This is a genomic window from Turicibacter sp. H121 (assembly GCF_001543345.1).
Classification (GTDB): Bacteria; Bacillota_I; Bacilli_A; order MOL361; family Turicibacteraceae; genus Turicibacter; species Turicibacter bilis.
In genome coordinates, this window is sequence record NZ_CP013476.1 from 49271 (window position 1) to 73993 (window position 24723).

16 protein-coding genes and 1 other annotated feature are annotated in these 24723 nt (G+C 35.2%); of the genes, 1 reads left to right on the forward strand and 15 read right to left on the reverse strand.

The genetic code is table 11. The annotated features are described in order from the left end of the window. Positions 1–20 precede the first annotated feature (20 nt). The 10 genes from ruvX to AT726_RS00265 all read right to left on the reverse strand — a co-directional run bounded on the left by ruvX (position 21) and on the right by AT726_RS00265 (position 12815). Positions 21–452, reverse strand: a complete 432-nt coding sequence (gene ruvX / locus AT726_RS00225; RefSeq protein WP_055243228.1) for a Holliday junction resolvase RuvX — start codon at positions 450–452, stop codon at positions 21–23. After that, positions 449–715, reverse strand: coding sequence for an IreB family regulatory phosphoprotein (locus tag AT726_RS00230; RefSeq protein WP_055276520.1), 267 nt, complete (start codon positions 713–715; stop codon positions 449–451). Before AT726_RS00230 ends, ruvX begins: the two co-directional genes overlap by 4 nt. A gap of 65 nt (positions 716–780) precedes the next feature. After that, complete coding sequence (alaS, locus tag AT726_RS00235) at positions 781–3402, reverse strand: alanine--tRNA ligase (protein WP_068758776.1); 2622 nt, start codon at positions 3400–3402, stop codon at positions 781–783. Positions 3403–3449: 47 nt separating this feature from the next. After that, positions 3450–3656, reverse strand: a binding site (T-box leader). A gap of 122 nt (positions 3657–3778) precedes the next feature. Further along, on the reverse strand, positions 3779–3946 hold the full coding sequence (locus AT726_RS12925) for a hypothetical protein (protein ID WP_172677822.1): 168 nt from the start codon (positions 3944–3946) through the stop codon (positions 3779–3781). Between the two features lie 86 nt (positions 3947–4032). Then, positions 4033–6459 carry an SF1B family DNA helicase RecD2 gene (gene recD2, locus AT726_RS00240; protein ID WP_068758777.1) on the reverse strand — a complete coding sequence of 809 codons (2427 nt, stop codon included), beginning with the start codon at positions 6457–6459 and terminating at the stop codon, positions 4033–4035. Positions 6460–6474: 15 nt separating this feature from the next. Further along, positions 6475–7608: a tRNA 2-thiouridine(34) synthase MnmA gene (mnmA, locus tag AT726_RS00245; RefSeq protein ID WP_055276526.1), complete on the reverse strand. Its 1134-nt coding sequence runs from the start codon at positions 7606–7608 to the stop codon at positions 6475–6477. A 198-nt stretch (positions 7609–7806) separates the two neighbouring features. Further along, on the reverse strand, positions 7807–8757 hold the full coding sequence (locus tag AT726_RS00250; protein ID WP_055243233.1) for an ABC transporter permease: 951 nt from the start codon (positions 8755–8757) through the stop codon (positions 7807–7809). After that, positions 8757–9854 (reverse strand): ABC transporter permease, encoded by a 1098-nt coding sequence (locus AT726_RS00255; protein WP_055304703.1) that lies wholly within the window; start codon positions 9852–9854, stop codon positions 8757–8759. Before AT726_RS00255 ends, AT726_RS00250 begins: the two co-directional genes overlap by 1 nt. Continuing rightward, the gene (locus tag AT726_RS00260; protein ID WP_068758778.1) at positions 9854–11383 is read right to left on the reverse strand and encodes an ABC transporter ATP-binding protein; all 1530 of its coding nucleotides are present in this window, start codon (positions 11381–11383) and stop codon (positions 9854–9856) included. The genes AT726_RS00255 and AT726_RS00260 overlap by 1 nt, the downstream gene beginning before the upstream one ends. A gap of 304 nt (positions 11384–11687) precedes the next feature. Further along, on the reverse strand, positions 11688–12815 hold the full coding sequence (locus tag AT726_RS00265; RefSeq protein ID WP_068758779.1) for a BMP family lipoprotein: 1128 nt from the start codon (positions 12813–12815) through the stop codon (positions 11688–11690). Between the two features lie 1219 nt (positions 12816–14034). Between AT726_RS00265 and AT726_RS00270 the strand changes: the two genes are divergently transcribed. Beyond that, on the forward strand, positions 14035–15138 hold the full coding sequence (locus AT726_RS00270; RefSeq protein ID WP_068758780.1) for a BMP family lipoprotein: 1104 nt from the start codon (positions 14035–14037) through the stop codon (positions 15136–15138). 1074 nt (positions 15139–16212) lie between these two features. Here the strand turns inward: AT726_RS00270 and AT726_RS00275 are convergent. From AT726_RS00275 to AT726_RS00295, 5 genes are all read right to left on the reverse strand, one after another. Beyond that, positions 16213–17334 carry a BMP family lipoprotein gene (locus tag AT726_RS00275; protein ID WP_055276535.1) on the reverse strand — a complete coding sequence of 374 codons (1122 nt, stop codon included), beginning with the start codon at positions 17332–17334 and terminating at the stop codon, positions 16213–16215. 503 nt (positions 17335–17837) lie between these two features. Next, on the reverse strand, positions 17838–20117 hold the full coding sequence (locus AT726_RS00280) for an FtsK/SpoIIIE family DNA translocase (protein ID WP_068758781.1): 2280 nt from the start codon (positions 20115–20117) through the stop codon (positions 17838–17840). Positions 20118–20244: 127 nt separating this feature from the next. Continuing rightward, on the reverse strand, positions 20245–21963 hold the full coding sequence (locus tag AT726_RS00285) for a ribonuclease J (RefSeq protein ID WP_237252384.1): 1719 nt from the start codon (positions 21961–21963) through the stop codon (positions 20245–20247). 822 nt (positions 21964–22785) lie between these two features. Next, positions 22786–23667 carry a 4-hydroxy-tetrahydrodipicolinate synthase gene (gene dapA, locus AT726_RS00290; RefSeq protein WP_055276539.1) on the reverse strand — a complete coding sequence of 294 codons (882 nt, stop codon included), beginning with the start codon at positions 23665–23667 and terminating at the stop codon, positions 22786–22788. A gap of 18 nt (positions 23668–23685) precedes the next feature. Then, complete coding sequence (locus AT726_RS00295) at positions 23686–24723, reverse strand: amino acid kinase family protein (RefSeq protein ID WP_055304691.1); 1038 nt, start codon at positions 24721–24723, stop codon at positions 23686–23688.

Sequence of the window (24723 nt, forward strand, 5' to 3'; positions counted from 1 at the left end):
TTAACACCTCTTACTTTAGTTTACACGAATGAACGTGCTTGGCTTGAATCTAAATAGCTTTGTAAAATAATCGTTGCTGCCATTTTATCAACGACTTTTTTGCGCTTATTACGGCTGACATCTGCTTGGATTAAAACGCGTTCCACTTGCATCGTGGTTAAACGTTCATCCCACAGAATGACCTTAACATTTGTCGCTTCTTCTAATTTCTTAGCGAAATCTTGCGTCACTTGACCGCGTTCTCCAATTGATCCATTCATGTTTTTTGGCAATCCTAAAACAATTTTTGAAACGTGCTGTGTTTTGACTAGTTGTTGAACGTGTTGAATTGCTTTTTTATAATGATTCTCTTCAAAACGGAACGTTTCGACTCCATGAGCCATCATTCCTAATGCATCACTGATTGCGATACCTAATGTACGTGTTCCTAAATCTAATCCGAGTGTTTTCATTTTTTCGACTCAATAAACTTTTCTAATAAAACTTCAATAATTTCATCACGTTCAATTTGTTGGATTTTATTGCGTGCCCCTTGATAGCTTGAAATATATGCTGGGTCTCCTGAAATCAAGTATCCAACGACTTGATTAATTGGGTTATATCCTTTTGTTTCTAATGCTTCGAAGACATCCGTTAAAATTAATTCAACTGTTTCATTTTGATTTAATTTATCTTGTAGGGCCTCGTCTAGCATCATAGTATGATTTGAGATCATGCAATTCACCACCCATAAATAGTCATTAACTTTATTTTACAATATTGTTAAAGGGATGAAAAGAATTATAAATTATTTTTTAACCATTCATCAACATTTTGAAGAGCTTCATTAATTTTGCTAGCGTCTTTTGCTCCGGCTTGGGCCATATCTGGACGTCCGCCTCCGCCTCCGCCACAAATACTTGCAACTTCTTTAACAATCTTACCAGCATGTACCCCTTGTTTCACGTAATCATTTGTTACACCACAAGAGATGGCTACTTTACCGTCTACTGCACTCGCTAAAACGATAACTGCTGACGTTAATTGTTGTTTGAATTCATCAATCATTTGACGTAAATGATTCATATCCACATCAACTAAGCTAGCTGTTAAGACAGTGAATCCATTCACTTCATGTGTATTATTGACAATTTCCTTCATTTTTAAATGCGATAATTTAGATTTTAATGATTCATTTTCGCGATGTGCTTCTTTTAATTCGTCTAACACACCCTCTACACGTTCTTCAAGTAAGGCTGGTTTTGTTTTTAATGTTTCAGCAACAGCTGCAAATCGGTTAATGAATGTATTCATATATTCAAAGGCTGCTTGACCTGTGACAGCTTCAATACGACGTGTTCCAGCTCCGATTCCTGATTCAGAAATAATTTTGAATAATCCGATTTCTGAAGTATTTAACACATGGCATCCCCCACATAACTCAATGCTGTATTCTCCAGCTTTAACTACGCGAACTGTATCTCCGTATTTTTCACTGAATAATGCCATAGCTCCCATTGTTTTTGCTTCTTCGATTGATTTTTCGAACACTTCAACAGGAAGTGATGCCCAGATTTTTTCATTGACAATGGTTTCAATGCGTTGTAACTCTTCAGGCGTTAATCCTTGCATATTTGTAAAGTCAAAACGTAAACGGTCAGCTGATACTAATGATCCTGCTTGGTTCGCATGCTCTCCAATCACATCTTTTAATGCTTGATGTAAAAGGTGAGTCGCTGTATGGTTTTTCGTTAAAGCTAAACGTGCATCGACAGTCACTTGTGACGTTACTGCATCATTTAACGATAATGTTCCATTAACATTAACTGTATGTAAATGTTGACCATTAGGAGCTTTAATCACATCTAAAACTTCTACCGTTGCGTTTGTTGTTGTCATTAATCCTGTATCAGCCACTTGTCCTCCACTTTCAGTGTAGAATGGTGTGATATCTAAGATAACTTGTCCTTGACCCGTTAATGAATCAACCACTTCACCATCTTTTAATAATAAGATGACTTTTCCTGCTGTTGACAATTGCGTGTAACCAACAAATGTTGATTCTTCCTTGAAGTTCATTAATGCTTCATTTTGTGATTGCATACTTGCGACATCTTCACGAGCATTACGAGCACGTTCACGTTGAGCTTCCATTTCCGCATCAAATCCAGCTTTATCCACTGTAAATCCTGATTCTTCAGCATATTCTAATGTTAACTCATATGGGAATCCATAGGTATCGTATAACATGAAGGCATCTTTACCATTGATTGTTTTTGTTTCACTCTTAGTCATTAATTCAGTTAAGATTTTTTCACCATCAGCTAATGTTTGACGGAAACGATCTTCTTCTGACTTGATAACTTTTTGAACTAATTCAACTTTATCGCAAACGTATGGATAATAATCTTTCATGATGTCTGCTACAACTGGAACTAATTCATACATAAATGCACGGTCAATTCCTAAGTTTTTACCGTAACGAACGGCACGACGTAATAAACGACGTAAGACGTATCCACGACCTTCATTTGATAATAAAGCTCCATCTGCAACAGCAAATGTAACAGTACGTACGTGGTCAGCGATGACTTTGAAGGCAACTCCTGTTTCTTCTGTATACTTCACTCCAGAAATTTCTTCAGTCTTTTTAATAATTGGCATGAATAAGTCTGTATCGAAGTTTGTTTCTACTCCTTGTAGGACACAAGCCATACGCTCTAGACCCATCCCAGTATCTATGTTTTGATTTGGAAGTAATGGATATTCACTACGTTCTAATCCTTCTTTAGAGTTAAATTGAGAGAATACGATGTTCCAAATTTCGATATAACGATCATTTTCAATATCTTCTTCTAATAAACGAATTCCGATATTTTCTGGGTCGTATTTTGTTCCACGATCAAAGAAGATTTCCGTGTTTGGTCCACATGGTCCTTCTCCAATTTCCCAGAAGTTATATTCTAATTTAACAATGTGATCAGGTTTAACCCCTAATTTAATCCATAAATCGTATGTTTCTTGGTCGTTTGGATAAATCGTTACGTATAATAAATCTTTATCGAATCCAAACCATTCTGGTGATGTTAATAATTCCCAACCCCAAGTAACAGCTTCTTCACGGAAGTAATCTCCGATTGAGAAGTTTCCTAACATTTCGAAGAACGTATGGTGACGAGCCGTCTTTCCTACATTTTCAATGTCATTCGTACGAATTGATTTTTGAGCATTTGTAATACGTGGATTGTTTGGAATTTCACGCCCATCAAAATATTTCTTTAAAGCAGCAACCCCACTGTTAATCCATAATAACGTTGGATCGTTTACTGGTACTAATGGTGCACCTGGTTCGATCATATGTCCTTTTGATTTAAAGAAATTTAAATACATTGATCGAATTTCTGAACCTGTCATGTATTTCATATTTTGTCACCTCTTTTGAAAAATGAGTATAAAAAAAGCCCTTACGAAATAAGGACGATTTGAACGCGGTACCACCTTAATTTTATTTTTTCGTTTGAAAAAATAACACTCGAAGGCAATAACGGCGCCAACCGATAGGTTTTACCTACACTCCAGAAGTAGCTTTCGAGTATTTTTCGTTAGGATTTATCTCAGCCTAGAAATCCCTCTCTGTGAAACTGCAAATCTCTACTTTCTTCTATCAACATTTTGTTATTCGACTCTATTTTATCGATTTTATCTCAGGGTTTCAAGCTTTTTTTGGGATTTCACCAAATAATTACGTGAAATCTGACTAAAATGAAGAAAAACTCTCCCACCAGGAGAGAGTTTTTTCTTAAAATGGCATCATATCATGAATGGAATCTTGCCAACAATCCATTTGTCGGCGACATTTTCTCATTTGTCGCTGAAATTGTCTTCGATAATAGCGTGGATCATCATAATACATAAATGTTGCCACTAACGTAACAGCAAAGAATAAGAATAATACCATCTTCTTCATGTAGTTCACCTCACTTCAACATGATAGTCTTAGTTTGGGTGATTTCACTTTTTTTATGTCCGAATTCCGACAAAATTAGCAAATAACTATTCCTCCATAAAGTCGTATGGCGTTATCCCTTCCAATTGTTCTTCATCCAAATAATCAAATGGAATATGGTGCTCTTTAAAGTAATCAGCAAATGGATTTTCTTTTGGCACTTGTTCCTTCTGAAGATCAAAACGAAGTCTTAATGTCGTTTGACGTTCTTCACCTTCATTTTTAACTCCTTTATCAAAGGCTAAATATTCACCAATGACAATCAATGATCTTTTAGCACGCGTAATTGCTGTATAAATGAGCTTTTTTTGAAGCATGACATGATAAGCATGCGTCATTGGTAAAATTACAATGGGATATTCTGATCCTTGTGATTTATGAACTGAGACACAGTAAGCGTGTGTTAAGTTTTGAAGATCACCTTTTTTATAGGTCACTTCTTTCGTATCAAAACAAGCAATCAGCTTTTCTTCTTTATCATCATTTTCATTTTTATAAGAAATCCCAATGACTTCTCCTACATCACCATTCATCACTCCCGTTTCTGGTTGATTGGCTAACTGTAAGACTTTATCACCAATTCGAAAAATACATTGACCAAACGTCATCTCACGCTTATTTTGTTCATCAGGTGGATTGAAAATTTCTTGTAACATGACATTTAAACTATCAATCCCACAATCACCTCGATACATCGGAACTAGAATCTGAACCTCATTAGCCGTATACCCTTTGGAAATGGCATTTTCAACAATTTGCTTTAAATAAACAGGAATCTGTTGGTGTGTCGCTTCAACATATAAACGGTCAGGCTTTTTCACTCGTAAATCATCTGGAAGATGATTATTTTTCACCGCATGAGCTAAGGAAATAATGGATGAGTCTTGTGCCTGACGATGAACGGTTAATAATCTCGTTAGGGGAATAGCCCCACTTTCAATTAAATCTTTCAATACCTGTCCCGGCCCAACCGACGGTAACTGATTATCATCACCAACTAAAATAACTTGTGCGCCAGTTTTGATACTTTGAAAAAGCTGAAAAGCAAGTAGGGTATCAAGCATTGAACTTTCATCAATGATAATTAAGTCATAGTCAAGCTGAGAAAACTCATCATGCTGAAAAACACCATCTACGCCATAACCAAGTAAACGATGGATGGTTGAGGCCTTAAGTCCTGTCGTTTCTGTCATTCGTTTGGCAGCACGCCCAGTGGGGGCAGCTAAAGCAATTGGAAATGGCTTTTCAGAAGTAGCATATTTAGTGGGATCAAGTGAAAGGTGATGAAGTAAGCCGTAAGCTTTTAAAATCCCTTGAACAACGGTCGTTTTACCTGTTCCTGGTCCACCTGTAATGATACTAACTGGCTGTTTTAACGCCATTTTAATAGCCTCTTCTTGCTCAGGAGAATAAGTGATCGCCATTTCGTCCTTTAATTCGCTAATCGTATTTAAGACTTGCTCATCTTCTGCTTGAACTTCGGTTTGAAGCCTCATGATTGATTCAGCAATGCCCTTTTCACTATTCACAAGAAGCGGAATAAATAGAAAATCTCCTTCAATATAGATCTTTTTCTTTTGAATTAACGCTTGGATTTGACCTTCAATTTGAGCTAAGTCCAATAATTGATTCGACTTTTGATTTAAATATTGTAGAGCACTTTGAAGAAGCTGTTTATGATACACATACGTATGACCTTTTTGAATCGCAATTTGATCGATGACATAAAGTAAAGCTGCACGAATGCGTCTTGGGTCATCACTTGCAACCCCTAATCGTTTTGCCAGTTCATCAGCTTTAATAAAACCGATTCCCTCAATATCATCAATTAAACGATAAGGATTCTCTTGAATAATCTCAAGGGCCTGATACTGATATTTTTTAAAAATCTTCATGACTAATCGAGGGCTTAAATCGTAACCGTAAAGTGGTGCTAAAATTTGTTCCGTCCCTTGTTGATCAACTAACGTTGCATATAATTTATCGGCTAACTTCTTAGAAAGTTTCGGCACCTCATCTAACGCTTGACGATTTCTTAAAATGACATCAATCGCATTTTCTCCTAATGTCTCTACAATCTTTTCAGCTGTTTTTTGTCCAATTCCCTCAAAGATATCGCTACTCAAATAATGAACAAGTGACGATTTCCCACGAACCGTGACACTGTCATATGACGTCGCTTGAAATTGCCACCCGTATTTTGGATGTTGCGTCAAACTTCCATTAAAACGATACGTTTTATGAGACACTAATTTAGGAAAATAACCTGATACTGTAATTTTATGATGTTCTTCTTTATCATTTAACCCTAACGTATCAATCACTTTCTCATCCACGGATTTATATGCCAATTTTAGTTGTTCTTCGTTGCATTGGTACTCAGTCACTAAAACAGTTCCAATAGAGAAGCCATTGTCCTCATTAAAAAATATAGAATCTAAAAATATCCCTTGAATATAGTTGGCTTCTCCCATTAAATTCATCCTCTCTTAATACATGCGACGTTCTCCATCTTTAAAGGCTGCTTCGATACGTCCGCCACCTAAGCAAACGTCACCTAAATAAAAGACAGCTGCTTGCCCTGGTGTAACCGCGCGAACTGGATCTGACATACGAACCTTTAATGTCTCATCATCCATCCACTCTAATTCAACATTAACATCTGGTTGTCGGTAACGGAATTTCGCTGTACAAGTAAATGTTCCAGTAAATTTCTCACTTGGAATCCAGTTTACATTTGATACATGCGCTTCATCAGCATACACATACTCGTGATCAAACCCTTGACCAACATATAAAATGTTTTCTTTTAAGTTTTTCCCAATCACGAACCATGCATCACCTTTTCCACCAATTCCAAGACCTTTACGTTGACCAATCGTATAATACATTAATCCGATATGCTCACCCATGACTTCACCATCTAACGTTTGCATTTTTCCTGGTTGTGCTGGTAAGTAGTTTTGTAAGAATTGCGTAAAGTTACGCTCTCCAATGAAGCAAACCCCTGTTGAATCTTTCTTTTTCGCAGTTGCTAATTCCATCTTCTCTGCAATTTCACGAACTTCTGATTTTTGTAATTCACCAACCGGGAATAATGTTTTACTCAATTGGGCTTGTGTCAACTGACTTAAGAAATAAGTTTGATCCTTATTATTATCTACCCCACGTAACATTTTCACTTCTTCACCATGTTCAACACGTGCATAATGCCCCATGGCAATGTAGTCACACCCTAAATTCATGGCATAATCTAAGAAGGCTTTAAATTTAACTTCTTTATTACACATAATATCTGGATTTGGTGTACGTCCTGCTTTATATTCATCTAAGAAATACATAAACACACGATCCCAATATTCTTGAACAAAATCCACACGATGAAGTTTGATTCCTAATTGATCAGCAACAGCTTTGGCATCCATATAATCCACTTCTTGTGGACAAACATCATCATTAACCGTTGGATTTCCTAAAATATCCGAGTTAGCAGCGCTATCCCAATTTCGCATGAACACACCCTCTACATCGTAGCCTTGTTCTTTTAATAAGTAAGCAGCCACTGAAGAGTCCACACCACCTGACATCCCAACGATGACTTTTTTTCCTTTATTTAAACTCATTTATTGAACCTCCAATATTCTTATATATATATCTTTATCGTCTAACAGACGGCATCATTTTCAAGCAAGTTTACTATAGTATCGTGCATGGACATGATGTTCTATTCTTTATTATAAGCAAAAACGACTGGATAAGCAATGCTTGACGATTTTCGACCACTTTTAATCAAAAAAAAGACAGTTTAAACTGTCTTTTTTTTAACGTTTTCCTTTATCGTATGGCTCACCCGCTGCTTTTGGTCCAACAATGTTGCGACTAAAGATCATTAAGGCAACAAGTGTCATCACATATGGTAACGCATTATAGAATTCCATTGGAATTTCAAGTGATTTTAATGTATCGTTAATTAAAGCTAATTGTCCTAATGTCTTCATAAATCCGAAGAAGAATGAAGCAAATAAAACTGACCATGGATTCCATTTACCGAAGATTAAAGCGGCTAATGCTAAGAATCCAAGACCGGCTACTGATCCATTAAACTCATTCGATGTCGTAACAATAATAATTGCTCCTCCAAGACCGGCTAAGAATCCTGAAGCTAATACACCAATGTAACGCATTTTATAAACATTGATTCCCATTGAATCGGCTGCTTGAGGATGCTCCCCACAAGCACGTAAACGTAAACCAAATGATGTTTTAAAAACAATATACCATGTTAAGATAACTAATCCTAAAACGATGAATGTTGTTAAATACATTTTACTAAAGAATAATGGCCCAATGACAGGAATATTAGATAAAACTGGCGCATCAAAGCGAGAAACACCTTTAACGATACTAATATTTTGTGATCCTGTTAACGTACGAGCTAAGAAGATCGTTACAGCAGGTGCTAATAAGTTAATGGCTGTCCCTGAAATAACTTGATCGGCCTTTAAATTAATACTTGCATAGGCATGAAGTAATGAGAAGGCACAACCGGCCACTCCTCCTAATAAAATTCCGATCCAAATAATCGAATCATTTCCAGCATAAAATTGATTAATAAATAAGGCTGTTGTAAAGCTTCCGACAATCATTAATCCTTCAAGACCAATGTTGACAACCCCACTACGCTCACTAAATAAACCACCTAATGCCGTCACTAACATAGGTGCTGTGAAGGCTAAGGCATAAGGCATCATTGAAACAATAAAATCCCACATTATTTCGCACCTCCATCTTTTTTCTTAGGAGCTACTTTTTTAAAGAAGCTTTGGATTAATAAAGCAATTGCTGAGAAGTAAATAATTGTTGAAATAATAATATCAATTAATTCACTTGGGATATTTGACATAGCTTGCATGAATGCTCCCCCAACCTTCATAAATCCAAATAACGCTGCTGATAAGAACACTCCGATTGGTGTATTTAAACCAAGTAATGCAACGGCAATTCCATCAAAACCTTGTGCTGGTAAAACCCCAACCTTAATATGGTTTGTATATCCTACATAGAATGTTGCTCCTGCAAGACCTGCTAATACACCGGCAATAATCATTGAAAGAATAATATTACGTGTTACTTTCATCCCTGCATATTGAGCGGCATCTTGATTATATCCAACGGCTTTTAGCTCATAACCAAATGTTGTTTTCTCTAAAATAAACCAAACAATAAAACATGCAATAATGGCAAGGATTAACCCTAAGTTAACCGCTGACCCACTAAAGAATGAAGTCATCCATTCTGTTTTTAATGACGCCGTTTCTAAAATAGTCGCTGACTCAGTTGAATACTTACCAGGAATTAATACTTTAACCGCGTATTGTACACCCCAAAGCGCAATATAGTTCATCATGATTGAAGTAACAACCTCATGAATTTTAAACTTTGCTTTTAAAAGACCTGGAACAATCGCCCAAACCCCACCAGCAATCATCGCACCAATCACCGCGACCGGTAAGTGAATAAAACGTGGTAAATCAAGAGTTGCCCCTAAATAGACCGCCATAAATCCACCGACTAACATTTGACCTGTGACCCCGATATTAAATAAGCCTGTTCTAAAGGCAAATGCTACAGAAAGACCTGTTAAAACCAATGGTGTCATTTGTAATAACCCATTACCAAATTGTTTAAAGTTTCCTGATAAAATCCCTTTAAATCCACCTTGGAATAAATAAGTGAATCCTTCAACTGGATTATATCCTAATAGGAATAAAACAACAAATCCAACCATAAATCCAAGAACTACTGAAGCAAAAGGTGATAATTTCTTTTGAACAGCATCATCTGATAAATTAAACTTAAATTTCTTCATTACTGCTCACCTCTTTCGCGACCGGCACCAGCCATTAACAATCCAATTTCTTGTTCATTCGTTTTAGCTGTTTCAAGGATTCCAACAATCTCTCCTTCATAAATAACAGCAATACGGTCTGAAACATTTAAAATCTCATCTAATTCTAAGGAAATTAATAAGACTCCACGACCTTTATCGCGTTCTGCAATTAATTCACGATGAACATATTCAATCGCACCAACATCAAGTCCACGTGTTGGTTGAGCAGCAATTAATAATTTTGGTGAACGAACAACTTCACGACCGATAATCGCCTTTTGTTGATTACCACCAGACATACTACGTGTTGTAGTGATACTTCCTTGACCACTGCGAACATCAAAACGTTCGATTAATGTTTCTGATTGCTCACGAATCGCCTTACGGTTTAAAACTCCACCTTTACTGAATGGTTGTTGATAGTATGTTTGTAAAATGAAGTTATCTTCTAATGAATACTCTAAGACTAATCCATGTTTATGACGATCTTCAGGAATATGACCGATTCCTGCTTCTGTACGCTGACGAACTGACATTTTACTAATATCTTTACCATTTAATTTAACTACTCCGCTATCTGCTGGTTTTAATCCTGTAATAGCTTCAATTAATTCGGTTTGCCCATTTCCTTCAATTCCAGCAACCCCTAAGATTTCACCTTCACGCAATGTTAATGATAAATTCTTAAGCGCCTCAACACCGCGAGCATTTTTCACACATAAATTTTCAACTTCAAGAATTGGAGCCCCTACTTTAGCTTCTTCTTTGTCTAATTTAAATGTAACTTTACGTCCAACCATTAAATCAGCTAAATCTTGTTCTGATACTTCATCAACGACAACCGTTCCAATTCCCTTACCTTTACGGATAATCGTACAATGTTTAGCAACAGCTTTAATTTCTTTTAATTTATGGGTGATAATAATGATTGATTTTCCTTCAGCTGTTAATCGCTTCATGATTTGCATTAAATGCTCAATTTCTTGAGGTGTTAAAACAGCTGTTGGCTCATCGAAAATTAAAATTTCAGCATCACGATATAACATTTTTAAGATTTCAACACGTTGCTGCATCCCAACTGAGATATCCTCAATTTTCGCATATGGATCAACGTGCAGGTTGTAACGATCTGATAATTCAGCGACGCGTTTTGCGGCCTTTTTAATATCAACGCGACCTCCAAATAGTTTGGGTTCACTTCCTAAAATGATATTTTCAGTAACAGTAAAGTTGTGAACTAATTTAAAGTGTTGGTGCACCATCCCAATTCCAAGTTCCGTTGCAACGTTCGGATCGGTAATTTTCACTTCTTTCCTGCGAACCTTGATGCATCCACCATCTGGTTTATAAAGCCCGAATAATACACTCATTAACGTCGACTTTCCAGCACCATTTTCTCCTAAAAGGGCATGAATTTCTCCTGGCTCGACTTGCAACGTAATATTATCGTTGGCTTTAATCCCTGGAAACTCTTTTGTAATATTGAGCATCTCAATAACGTATTCCATAGCGTTACCCCTTTCTACAATTAGTGTAATGTCCTCTGTACCTTTTTGATTCTTCATTTAATTTCGGGATTTTCGAATCGTTTTGCTGTTAGAGTTTAATAATTTTTAGAACTATAGACGACTTTTCAAACTAGTGCCTATTCCTATCTATTATAGGATATTCTGAGCTCCATAATCAACAAAAAATATCGAAATTTGTAAAAAGTTATGTAATTTTTGAATATTCTTTCAAAAATCATTACTTTTTCATAAAAAAAAGTACACGAACATGAGTCCGCGTACTTTTATCCTCTTTAATCAATGATTAGTTTCCTGATAAATTAAGATGACTTGCATCAAATCCTAAGTCTTCTAACATTGCTGTCACTTCATCTAATTCAGTTGGAACTACAATTGTTCCATTTTTAATTAATTCGAATACTTCATCAGCTGCTTGTTGTGTCGCTTCAGATAAGTTTGGATTTTCAGCTGGTAATCCTACTCCATCATTTTTAGCATCCATTGTGATTACTTGCCCACCAGTAAATGTTCCATTTACTAATTCATCAATTTTATCATATGCTGCATTATCAATACGTTTAATCGCTGATGTTAAAATAACTGAACTTCCATCAGAAATGATTCCATCTTCATATTGGTCAACGTCTACACCAATGACGTAAACATCATCTCCAGCTTCAGCACGTACTTTACCTTCTGCAATAACACCGTTTCCAACTCCACCTGCTGCTACGAAGATGATATCGATTCCTTTATCATACATTCCACCAGCTTGAGCTTGTCCACCTGAAACATCACTGAATGTTCCATTGTATAAGTAGTCTGCCACTTCTACATTTGTTCCTAAATTTGCATTAGCATACGCAACCCCAGTTACAAATCCGTATCCGAATTTTTGTACGGCTGGAATAATCATTCCACCAATGAATCCAACTTTACCAGTTTTTGTTTCTAACGCAGCTGCAATTCCTGCTAAGAATCCAGCTTCTTGCTCAGCAAAATAAATCCCCACTGAGTTTTCTGCTACTCCACCTTCAGGTTCTCCATCAAGAATCACAAATTTTGTTTCTGGATTTTCAGCTTGTAATTTTCCAATCGCTTCTTCAAATTTGAATCCTGGAGCAATAATTAACTCATTTCCTTTAGCTAATAAATTATCAGCAGCCTCTAAGTAATCTTGAGTTGCTTCTCCACCTGGCTTAATATATTGCGCTTCAATCGTTCCATTTTCTGATTCGTAACGTTTAATCCCTTCCCAAGTTCCTTGGTTAAATGACTTATCATCAATTGTTCCTGAATCTGTCATCATTCCGACTTTAATTTTGGCTTCTCCGTTTGTTGTTGTTCCTTTGTCACCCTCACCTGTTCCACAAGCTACTAATCCTAAACTTGCAGCTAAGGCAATCGTTAACATTGAAAATTTCTTTTTCATATTTATATGGCCTCCTCATAATCAATACAGCAATAGTGTAACAAATTTCATAAATTATGTAAATCTTTATTCGTCATTTTTTTACTTTTTTTCATATTTTTTTCCTCATTTATTACTTTTTTCTGTATTAAATTACATTTTATACCTTATAGTAACTAAACTATAATTTTAACGCTGACCTAATCTCCTTTGATTGACCGTCATTCATATAAAATCGCCATCGTAGTTTCGTCCTATCACTCCCTTTGATTTGCAACTCAATTGATCTTCAACTTTTGTCGATTAAAAAACTCAAATTCAAGCATTCCTACACTTTTATATTTTTCATTCGTGTTTCACCTAAATATAGTCAGAAAAAGCTCAATTTATTTGAACTTGATTTACATGATAAGTTCTTACTAGAACTACTTTTTGAATAGCATTTTTTAAGTGTCTACATTGATTTTTTGAGCTCTACTAAACAAAACTGTTGTTATCAACTCTTTTTCTACTTAAAAGAGATAGACTCTTTAAAAACGATATTCAATAACCATTGATATCAAACAATTCATCATCAACAAGATGGTCTAATATAGCTATTTTTTCGACAACTTTTTTTATCCGGAAGAAATAGCACCTAAGAAGTCATTTAAGACTTTTAAACGTTTGTTTATTTCTTTTGATGAAAGCCCCTCTGTTGTTCAAATAGTTTGAGATCCTCCCCTTAGCATCGTAAGTCAGATTGAGGCAATAACACCTTCCAATGAATATTTAATCATTTAATGTAATCCCCCATTTTCATTTACACTCCATTATGACAATCCACTCATTTTTTTCAGGAAAGATAAGTGTCCAAGAAATGTTTTTATTCCTCCTGCTTATTCAATCACTTTTTCCCCTAAAATATTTGGGTCATCATGCTTTAATTATTTGACAAGTTATAGCTTAAAAGATGATTCCATTAAATAAAAACTGTGATCTATTCATAAAATTTCTGCTTTAGAATCAGTGAAATCGTTAGGACACGATAAATCAGAATTAGATTTTTATTCTTAGTTATCTAGTACTTTCAACGAATTAAATCAACGAATTAAAAACCATAAAAATACCATTAAAACCTATTTTTGTAATAAATTCGACAAAAACTGAGTTTTTTGAAAAAATAAAAAAAAAATAATTTACAAGCTAAAATTATTTTGTTAGAATGAAAATTCATCACAAATGAGGAGGCCATACAACGATGAAAAATAAATTTTCAATGTTAACTATTGCGATCGCTGCAAGTTTAGGCTTAGTAGCGTGTGGAGGAACAACTGAATCAGCAGGAGACAACATTAAAATTGGGATGATGACGGATTCAGGAACAATTGATGATAAATCATTCAACCAAGCAACTTGGGAAGGAATCAAACGTTACGAATCAGAAAACGGGACAATCGTAGCTCAATACATTAAACCAATTGGAGAAACAACAGCTGATTATATGCAAGCAGCTGATGACTTAATTACAGCTGGAAATCAAATGATCATTGCCCCAGGATTCAAATTTGACGAAGCCATTACAAAATTACAAGAACAATACCCAGACATTAAATTTGTAATGATTGATGGACAACCAGAAGAGGTGGCTGAAAATACAATTGCTATTTATTTCGCTGAGCATGAAGCCGGATTCTTAGCAGGAATTACAGCAGCCTTAGAAACAAAAACTGGTAAAGTTGGATTCATCGGTGGAATGAAAAGTGAATCTATTGAAAAATTCGGATATGGTTATGTTGCTGGTGTAGCCTATGCTAATAAACACTTCGGAACAAATGCTGAAGTGGTAGACTACTTATATAATGGAACATTTACAGATGTTGCTGGTGGACAGGCACAAGCAGGTAGTATGTATGACAAAGGAATCGATATCATCTTCACAGCTGCTGGACGTGTAGGTAGTGGTGTTATTACAGAAGCAAAAACACGTGCTGAAGCTGGAGACAAAGTTTACGTCATCGGTGTCGATGTGGATCAATATGAAGATGGAATCTACAACCAAGAAACTAATGAATCAGTCATCTTAACATCTGCACTTAAACGAGTGGATAATGCCTCTTACACTAAAGTTGATGAATTTATCAACGGAACATTCACAGGTGGAGAAGTGATCACAATGACTGCTGAAGTTGATGGAGTTGGTTTACCAGAAACAAACCCTAACTTAACAACTGAGACACAAGAAACAGTCAATGAATTATTAGCAAACATTAAAGCTGGAAACTTAGTTATTCCTTCAACCGAGGCTGATATACAATCTTTCTTAAGTGAGATGGGATACCAAGGAGCAAAAATTAACTTTTAATTATTAATTATAAAGAGTCGTCTTTAACACTAAGACGACTCTTTTTTGTATTGAAATCTAATCCCGATCATAGTTCTCTTGTCAAAAGATTTCATACAACGTTCCTTTTATTTCTATGAATAAGAATTATCGCTAGATTTTGTACAATCCATGGATTAAAAATCTATGTTCTATTAAATCTAATAATTTTAGAACATAGATTTTCTTAAAGATTAGATTATTTTCGATTAATTTTAAAGAAATTCTCCCTCTTATCACAACTCATTCAATAACTATGCCTCACTAAAATCTTTTAATCCCCTCTCTTCACTAGAATAGTTATTGAATTTTTATGACTAATGAATGCTTGATCTATTTAATATCAAGCCAACCAATTGTCCTTTTAAATTAGAAATACTTGTTAATTCTTACTCACAAAATATAAATCATAGGATGTTTGATAATAATGGGCCCTACTCATCAGATAACATTTCTCCAATCACTTTTGAAATTCAACTTTTCTAAAATTCACGTTCCATCTTTTTTCGCGAAAAAATCAAATTTAAATAACTAACCTCATGGCTATTCTCATAAACATACAAACCTATCTTAATGATAGTTATTAACAAACTCCAATTAAAAAAAAAACACCAGTAGAACTGGTGGTTTTCTCTGCGGCTAAAAGCCTATTTTACCGGCCTAGGCTTGAAAGGCCTTCTGAATTTCTTAACTTCTGCACCACATTCTCCCTTAATCCTCAAAGGATTTCTAGTCTCCTCTCTTAATTTCATCTTTTCAACTACCTATTTACACCCACGCTTATCATTTACATCTTCTTTGTCTCTTTAAAACCTACTTTTTTTCATCTCCACATAAATAATCATCTAACCTTTATCTTTACTCTCAAAATAAAATGAACTCTTTTTTTACTATTACTCGTTATCCTATGAATAGCTTCTCTTAATATTAGATGTTTTTTCCTCCAGTTATTATCTTATTACCACGCTAAAAGCTTTTTAGAACCACCTGCATAGCAGGTGGTTTTCATTTATACAACAAAAAAACTAACTATCATATGATAGTTAGTTTTGATTATTATTTATAGTTGATTGTATTTGCTTGGTATCCAACTTCAGCTAAGAATGTATCTAATTCTTCGCCTGTTACTGGGACAACTAATGCACCTGATTGAATTTGAGCTAAAGTATCATCAACTTTCGCTTGTGTATCTGTTGTTAAGTTAGGGTTAGTTTCTGGTAACCCAACTCCGTTAGTTTTTGCATCCATTGTAATAATTTGTCCACCTGGGAAGTTTCCTTCACCGTAAGCTTTTAATGCATCATAAACGGCAACGTCAATACGTTTAATAGCAGATGTTAAAACAACAGAACTTCCATCATTCATTAATCCTTCATCGTATTGATCCACATCAACTCCGATGACGTAAACTTTTTCTCCAGCTTCAGTACGTGCCTTCGCTTCATTGATAACTCCATTTCCAACTGCTGCTGCTGCCGAGAAGATGATATCAATTCCTTTATCATACATTCCACCAGCCATCATTTGACCACCTTGAACATCATTGAATGTTCCTTGATATTGATAGTCAACTACTTCTACATTTGTTGCATAAGCCTCGTTTGCATAAGCGACACCTGCTAAGTAACCCCATCCAAAACGTTCAACAGCTGGAATTTTCATACCACCAATAAATCCAACTTTTCCTGTTTGTGATTGTAATGCTGCAGCCACACCTGCTAAGAATCCAGCTTCATGTTCTGCGAAATAAATAGCTGTTGTATTCTCAGCCATTGTCGCTGGTTCTCCATCTAAAATCACAAATGAAACTTCTGGATTCGCTGTTTGAAGTTCAGTGATGGCTTCTTCAAACTTAAATCCTGGAGCAATAATTACATTATTTCCAGCCATCATTAAGTTATCTGCAGCACTTAAATAATCAGCTGTCGTTTCACCATTTGGCTGAACGTGTTGCCCTTTAACTCCTTTATGATCTTTTGTATAAGCTAAAATTCCTTCCCAAGTTCCTTGGTTAAATGATTTATCATCAATTGTTCCTGAGTCGATCATCATTCCTACTTTGAAGTTTACATTATCAGTTCCAGTTGTCGAACCTGATTCCCCCTTGTCACTACTACATGCTACTAAAGCGATCATAGCAACCATCGTTACGATTAACATTGATGTGAATTTTCTCATAGTTGTCCTCCTAGTTCTAAAATTTCCTTGAATAAGTCTATCAGAAAGAGGTGGTTTTGTAAACATATATATTAAATTTACATTTTTTTACAAAAACACTACATTCATTGACTAATTTTATTATTTGAACTTTTTAAAACGATATGAGTTTTTTTTCACTTTCTATTATTAAATAAGCATAAAAACCACTTTCATTAAAGAATTCACCTGACAAAAGCAATTCTATCAACTAGTCTTAACCTTCTCCATAAGTGAAATCATCTCTTGCTATCTACTCACTCAAATCTTTCATTTCTCTTCATGACTTCTTACTGCTTTTACTAGATGATGACGTGTGCCTCTTCTTTTGGCCTTTAAATCTAAAAGAAGGTCGTTGTAATGACAACGACCTTCTTTTATTTTTAGAACACCCAATTTCTAATGATTCTAATCACTAACTAAATCTCTGCCGATTAATCTAGAACAAGTTAATTTTTAATAGGAAGGTACTTGTATCGATATTTTTATAAATTCGCTACCATCTCATGATACTGACTTTCGGTCATTAAGACCTCTCGTGGTTTACTTCCTTCGCTTGGGCCAATTAATCCACTCGATTCTAAATCATCTACAATACGTGCTGCACGATTATACCCGATTCTAAATCGACGCTGCAATAAAGAAGCGGAAACTTTCTTCGTTTCAACAATATAAGCTAGTACTTCTCTCATCAGTGGGTCCTCCATCATTTGTCCTTCATTTTGTACCTGCTCAATATTTTCTAAGAAGTCTTGCTTCACCTCTTCAGGTTCAACTTGTGATTTAATAAATTCAACGATTCGAACGACTTCATCATCTGAGATAAATGCTCCTTGAACACGAGTTGGATTTGATGCTCCCATCGGTAAAAATAGCATATCCCCTTTACCGAGTAATTTCTCAGCTCCTGGCATATCAATAATCGTACGTGAATCAACAGCCGATGAAACCCCAAATGCAATACGTGATGGAATATTTGCTTTAATAACTCCTGTAATAACATCTACTGAAGGGCGTTGCGTCGCAATAATTAAATGAATCCCTGCGGCACGCGCCATCTGTGTTAAACGCATAATACATTCTTCCACTTCTTTTGAAGCCACCATCATTAAATCCGCTAACTCATCAATAATAACCACAATAAATGGAAGCAACGGTTTAGTACTCTCTTGCGTTTCATTATATTGCTTCACATACTCATTATAACCTTCGATATTACGTGTTCCACTTTCACTAAACAACTCATAACGATACTCCATCTCAGAAACAACTTTCTTCAAAGCTAATGAAGCTAGACGTGGATCCGTTACAACCGGTGCGAGTAGATGGGGAATGCCATTATAACCATTTAACTCTACCTTTTTCGGATCAATCATTAACATTTTTACCTCATTTGGTGTCGAACGCATTAAAATACTACAAATAATCGTATTAATACAAACCGACTTTCCTGAACCTGTTGCCCCAGCAACGAGTAAGTGCGGCATTTTATTTAATGGAGAATAGACCGTTTTCCCTGAAATATCTCGCCCTAATACCATTAATAATTTTTCTTTTTGTTGTTTTTGAGGGACTTCTTTAACAATCTCTTTAAAAGTAACCAGCGTTTGCTTTGGATTTGGCACCTCAATTCCAATCGCTGATTTCCCTGGAATCGGAGCTTCAATTCGAATTCCTTTTGCAGCTAAAGCTAAGGCGATATCATCCGTTAAGTTTAAGATTTTACTGACCTTAACTCCGACATTCGGTAAGATTTCAAACCTTGTGACGGCAGGGCCAATATGAACCTCCTGTACCTTTGCCTTGACATCAAAGTTTTTGAACGTATCCTCTAATTTTCTAGCTTGGGCCTTTGCACTAACAAGCAATCGTTGTGAATTATTCGTTTGTTGATAATCAACCAATAAGTCAAGTGGTGGCAAAATATAGTTTTCATCATTTAAAACAGGTGAATCCATCTCAATGACAGGCTCACTCACTTCATGCGGAGGCTGCTTATCAAACTCTTTAATTTTAAATTCATTTCCTTCATCTATGAGTTCTTCTACTTCTTCAATTTCAATTGCTTCCTCATCTACTGTTTCATTAAGTAAGGTCACGACTGTCGCATGATCAGGTTCCTCTTCCTGAACTTCCTGGCGTTGACGAATTTTTTTAGCTTTAACACTTTTCTTTTTAGAGGCCTGCTCTTGACGCTGCTTCATCTGATAATCTTTGATTCCCTCGTATAAGTCTTTAAACGTTAAATTACAGATGAGTAAAGTTCCATAACAAAGGACTAATAAAGCTACAGCATACAAACCAATGGACGTAATTAATGGAACTAATACCCCATAAATCACAGCTCCAATCAACCCACCTCCGACTGTAAATGACGAATTTAAAAGATCGTTCGAAAAATAGTAATTCCACATCCCTCCAAGTAATGCAATATCATGAGCATTAAACTCTCGGTATACCGGAAGATGACTAAAAACAATTAGTGAAATAAACACTAAATACCAACCAATCTGCTTTGCGCTAAAGAAAGTTGGAATTTGACGTTTAACGATCATACGCCCCCCATTTACAAGCATCGCAATGGCAATGAGCCAAAAAAATTCTCCAAAGACAAATAATCCGACTTGCTTAAAAAATGTTCCAATTAACCCAAGCTGACCAAGCATCAAAATAGCTAGTAACACTAAGACAATTCCGATCAACTCTAAATATAAATCATTTAAAATAGTTTGTTTTTTATGTTTAACTTTCTTTTTGCTTGCCATATTCATACCTCTATCATTTCAATGTTAATGTAACTATTATCTCATAAAATTCATTTTTTTCCATTATTATTCTGACTTCTTCTCACAAAAAAACTACCTCTCGATCTGAGAGATAGTTTTCTAAATATTATAAATTAAACTCTTCAACAATAGGAATGATAATAGGTTTGCGTTTCGTTTTATTAAATAATAATTTTCCAACTTTATCACGTAACTCTTGACGTAATCCTTGCCAGTTAACATACTGTTCTGTCACGAATTGACCAATAATGTTACGAACTAATTCATCTAATAATTTATATAATTCTTCATTTCCTTTTTCGTAAACAAATCCTTTACTTACGATTTGTGGTCCCGCTACAATTTCTTTTGTATTTTTATTTAAGTTAGCAATCACAACGATAATTCCGTCATTTGCCATGAGTTGACGATCACGTAAGACAACACTTCCAATGTCACCAACACCTAATCCGTCCACTAATACTTGATCAATTTGAATATGTTCTGTATGGTTCACTAGTTCCCCTTGTTGGAACTCAACGACATCACCATTATCTAATAAAATAATGTTCTCTGAATGATATCCCATTTGCTCTGCTACTTTCGCATGAGCCACTAAATTGCGATATTCTCCAATAACCGGCATAACGTACTGTGGTTTTAATAAATTCATCATTAACTTCAAATCTTCACTACTTGCATGTGACGATGGTAATAGATTTTTATTAATCACACAAACTTGTGCTCCTGTGCGATATAACATATCAATCGTACGTGCCGCTTTAATCTCATTCCCTGGAATTGGCGGTGTCGCTATAATGACTGTATCTGTTTTTTCGATATGAATTAAACGGTCTTGATGTTTAGCCATACGAATTAATGAATTAAATGGCTCATAACGATTACCTGTCGCTAATACGACTAAATTTGATAAGTTATTATCATTTTTCTCATCAATATATAATAAGTTCATTAACATTGATTTTGGAATACGTAAGTATCCTAATTTTACTGCAATATCGACAATACGTTGCATTTTACGTCCAATAATGGCAATCTTACGTTTATATTGAACAGCTAAGTCAATGACTAACTGAATTCGATGTAAATCTGAAGAGTATAATGAACAAATAATACGCCCACTCGCACGAGAGAAAACTTCATCTAACTCATACTGAAGTGAGGTTCCCGTACTTGTATGTCCAGCTTTTTCAGCATTGATACTTTCTGACAATAAGCAAAGAACACCTTCTTTTGAAATTTCTGAAATACGTGCATAATTTGTTTGATAGCGACCCTTTGCACTTTGATCAAACGTAAAATCAGAAGTATAGACAATCACTCCGTCAGTTGTATGAATACAAATCGCTACTGAATCTGGAATACTATGAGTGGTTTTAAAGAAGGTTACTTTAATCTCTCCAAAGAATAATTCATTATTTTCACGGATTTTATAAAGTTTATATTGTTTAAAATCTAGTCCATTCTCCGTTAATGAATCTTCTACTAAAGACATCGTTAAGCGTGTTCCATAGACTGGAACATTAATAATACTCAATAATTGAGGAATAGCGCCAATATGATCTTCATGACCATGTGATAAAAAGACCCCTTGAATGCGAGAAGCGTTCTCTTTTAAATAAGTGAAATCTGGGATGACGGCATCAACCCCTAATAAATCTTCCGTTGGATATTTTAACCCTGCATCTAAAATAAAGATTTTATCATTAACTTCTACTACATATAAGTTTTTCCCATTTTCATCGAGTCCACCTAAAGCAAATACTTTAATTTTTTGTTCTACTACTGATGCCACATTCTTATCGTTGTCAATGATATGAAACAAAATTTCGTTTCACTGGTTACGTCAGTTGACAACGATTCACCTCCTTTAATTTAATTTTTTAACTTAAAAGTTTCTCACTGTAACCTAATTAGTCACAATCTGACTCACTATGTCATTTTCATATCAATGATATAAAAGGTAAGATACCCCTTACTTTTTATCATGAGTTTATAGGTTTCCTTTTTTGAACGGTTCTTCTCTTCATTAAACTTTGATTTCTCATTCCAAATTGATCGTTTTATTTATTAAATGATACGGATACAAATTTGATTTTAAAAATAAATGAGCATGAGTTAGTGTCAATAAACATAAAATTTATGTTGTCCTATTTATCATTCGACGTCACGCATTATTACATACGTCCTTAATGTTCACTTTCTAAAAAACAATGACGACTAATCTATCAAAACGTTCCTCGTTTTGCAAAACTAAAGCTTAAACTAATCAGGAAAAGATACCATTCAATATGTGTTAATTATCAACTTAAGGATTGTTCTCTTTAACTAACTAAAAAAGATAGAGAACCTAACCTTCATTCGTATAAAAAGGAAAATGTTTATCTTCTACAATCATTATAGTACATCACGTCAGTAACTGACAAGTGTTACCGTCTTTTTTTTAGACAAACTATCGAAAATAAAGTCTATATAAAAACAGAGATGTATTTTAAAATTTAGATTCAATTTTAGTTTGTCAATCGATTGGATACTGGCTTCCCTGGCATTTGCCAAGAAAATATATCCTCTGATGATAGGGCTTTAAATCTTTTCATCATATAAAAAAAACATCTGCCATTCAACAGAACAGATGTTTTTTACATGTTTATTCATCCAATAGTCCTCTAAGTTCATTAAAAAGTTCTAGAGTTTCAAATTGATCCATCTCAACTAGCGGAAGTCGAAGTCCTCCAACCTCCATTCCAAGTTGATTTAATATCGCCTTAATTGGAATTGGGTTGGTTGTACAGAACAATCCTTTATAAAGAGGCTTTAACTTCTCATTCAAAGCTTCAGCTTCTTCAACTTTACCTTTTTGATAAAGCTGATAAATTTGATTCATTTGTAAGCCAGCAACATGTGAAGCAACTGAGATTACGCCATCGCCTCCTAGTTTAATTGTTTCCAAATAATTAGAATCATCCCCACTATAGAGACAGAAGTGATCAGGGGCTTGTTCTTTTAACGCTTTTAATAAGTTTAAATCTCCACTAGAATCTTTAATCCCAACAATATTTTTGATTTCTGCTAATTCTAAAATACTTTCTAACGTTAAGCTAACGCCCGTCCGTGAAGGAATGTTATATAAAAGAATCGGCAAATCAGTTGAATTAGCAATTTCTTTAAAATGTGTCATCAATCCAACCTGATTCGGCTTATTATAATAAGGAGTGACCACCAACACTGCATCTGCACCAATTTCTTCAGCTAATTTCACATTATGAATCGTTGTCTTTGTGTTATTCGTTCCTACACCTGCAATAATCGGAACCGTTCCACCCGCAAAATCAACTGCTGTTTCCCAAATTCTTAAGCGCTCAATCGCTGTTAAAGTAGGCGCCTCTCCCGTTGTTCCCGTAATCACTAAACTCGTTGATCCGTGTTTTAATAAATGAATAATCAACTTTCGTAAACTACTAATGTTTAGTTGATTATATTCATCAAATGGGGTTACCATCGCCGTAATAACCGGACCAAAACTTTTCATAACTCTCACATCCTTTACTTAAATTAAATTATAATGTAAAAAGTTTAATGTATCCTCAAGCTTCAAAGCATCGACGTAGAAGGTTAGTTCAACCGGTGTTCTTTGTTGATTCATCCAGCTCACACGAACATAATTTTCATTTTTAATGAATTCTAATTCGTTTTCTTTCAAGTAATGTTCAACTGCTTCTTCATCATGAACTTGTGCATACCAATACGCCCCTTGTTTAATTAATAACTCACAATTAATGGGGCAATTTAGCCCTAAAATTTCATAACGAGTATATCCTGATTTATACGTCAAGCTTAAGGTATTCACCTCCTCATCAACGACATAAGTTCCAATATGATCAGCCGTTGTGGAACGCAAACGTAAATTGACATGATTTTTTTTAGCTAACTCGACGGCTTTTAAATGAATAACTTTTGCTCCTCTTGCAGCAAGCGCAATCAAATTATCATAACTAATTTTCTCTAAGACACGTGCATTTTTCACTAATTTCGGATCAGCGGTCATGACCCCTTCAACATCGGAGTAAATATCAACATAACTCGCCTTTAAGGCACCCCCTAAGGCAACAGCTGACGTGTCACTCCCTCCTCGTCCGAGTGTGGTAATATGCCCTTCTAATGTTGTGCCTAAAAATCCTGGGGCAACTAACACATCATATTCATTAAATAAAGAAACTATTTTACTCGTTTCAATGGTAATAATATTAGCATTACTATAATTATTATCAGTTTTAATCCCTACTTCATCTGGAGCTAAAGAAGTGACGTTTAACCCTTGTTGTTGTAAAAAGTCAGACATCACAATACTCGAAATAATTTCTCCACATGAAAGTAGACGATCATTTTCACGCTTAGACACATGATAAGTCACAAGTTCCTTTAACGTATCAGTGGCGTATGGCTCCCCGCTTCTACCCATTGCTGATACAACAACTACAACTTTGTACCCTGCACTTACCTCACGCCGAATATGCTTAAATGCTTGAAATCTTGTTGCTTGATCCCGTACTGAGGTTCCACCAAATTTCATAACTACAATATCCAT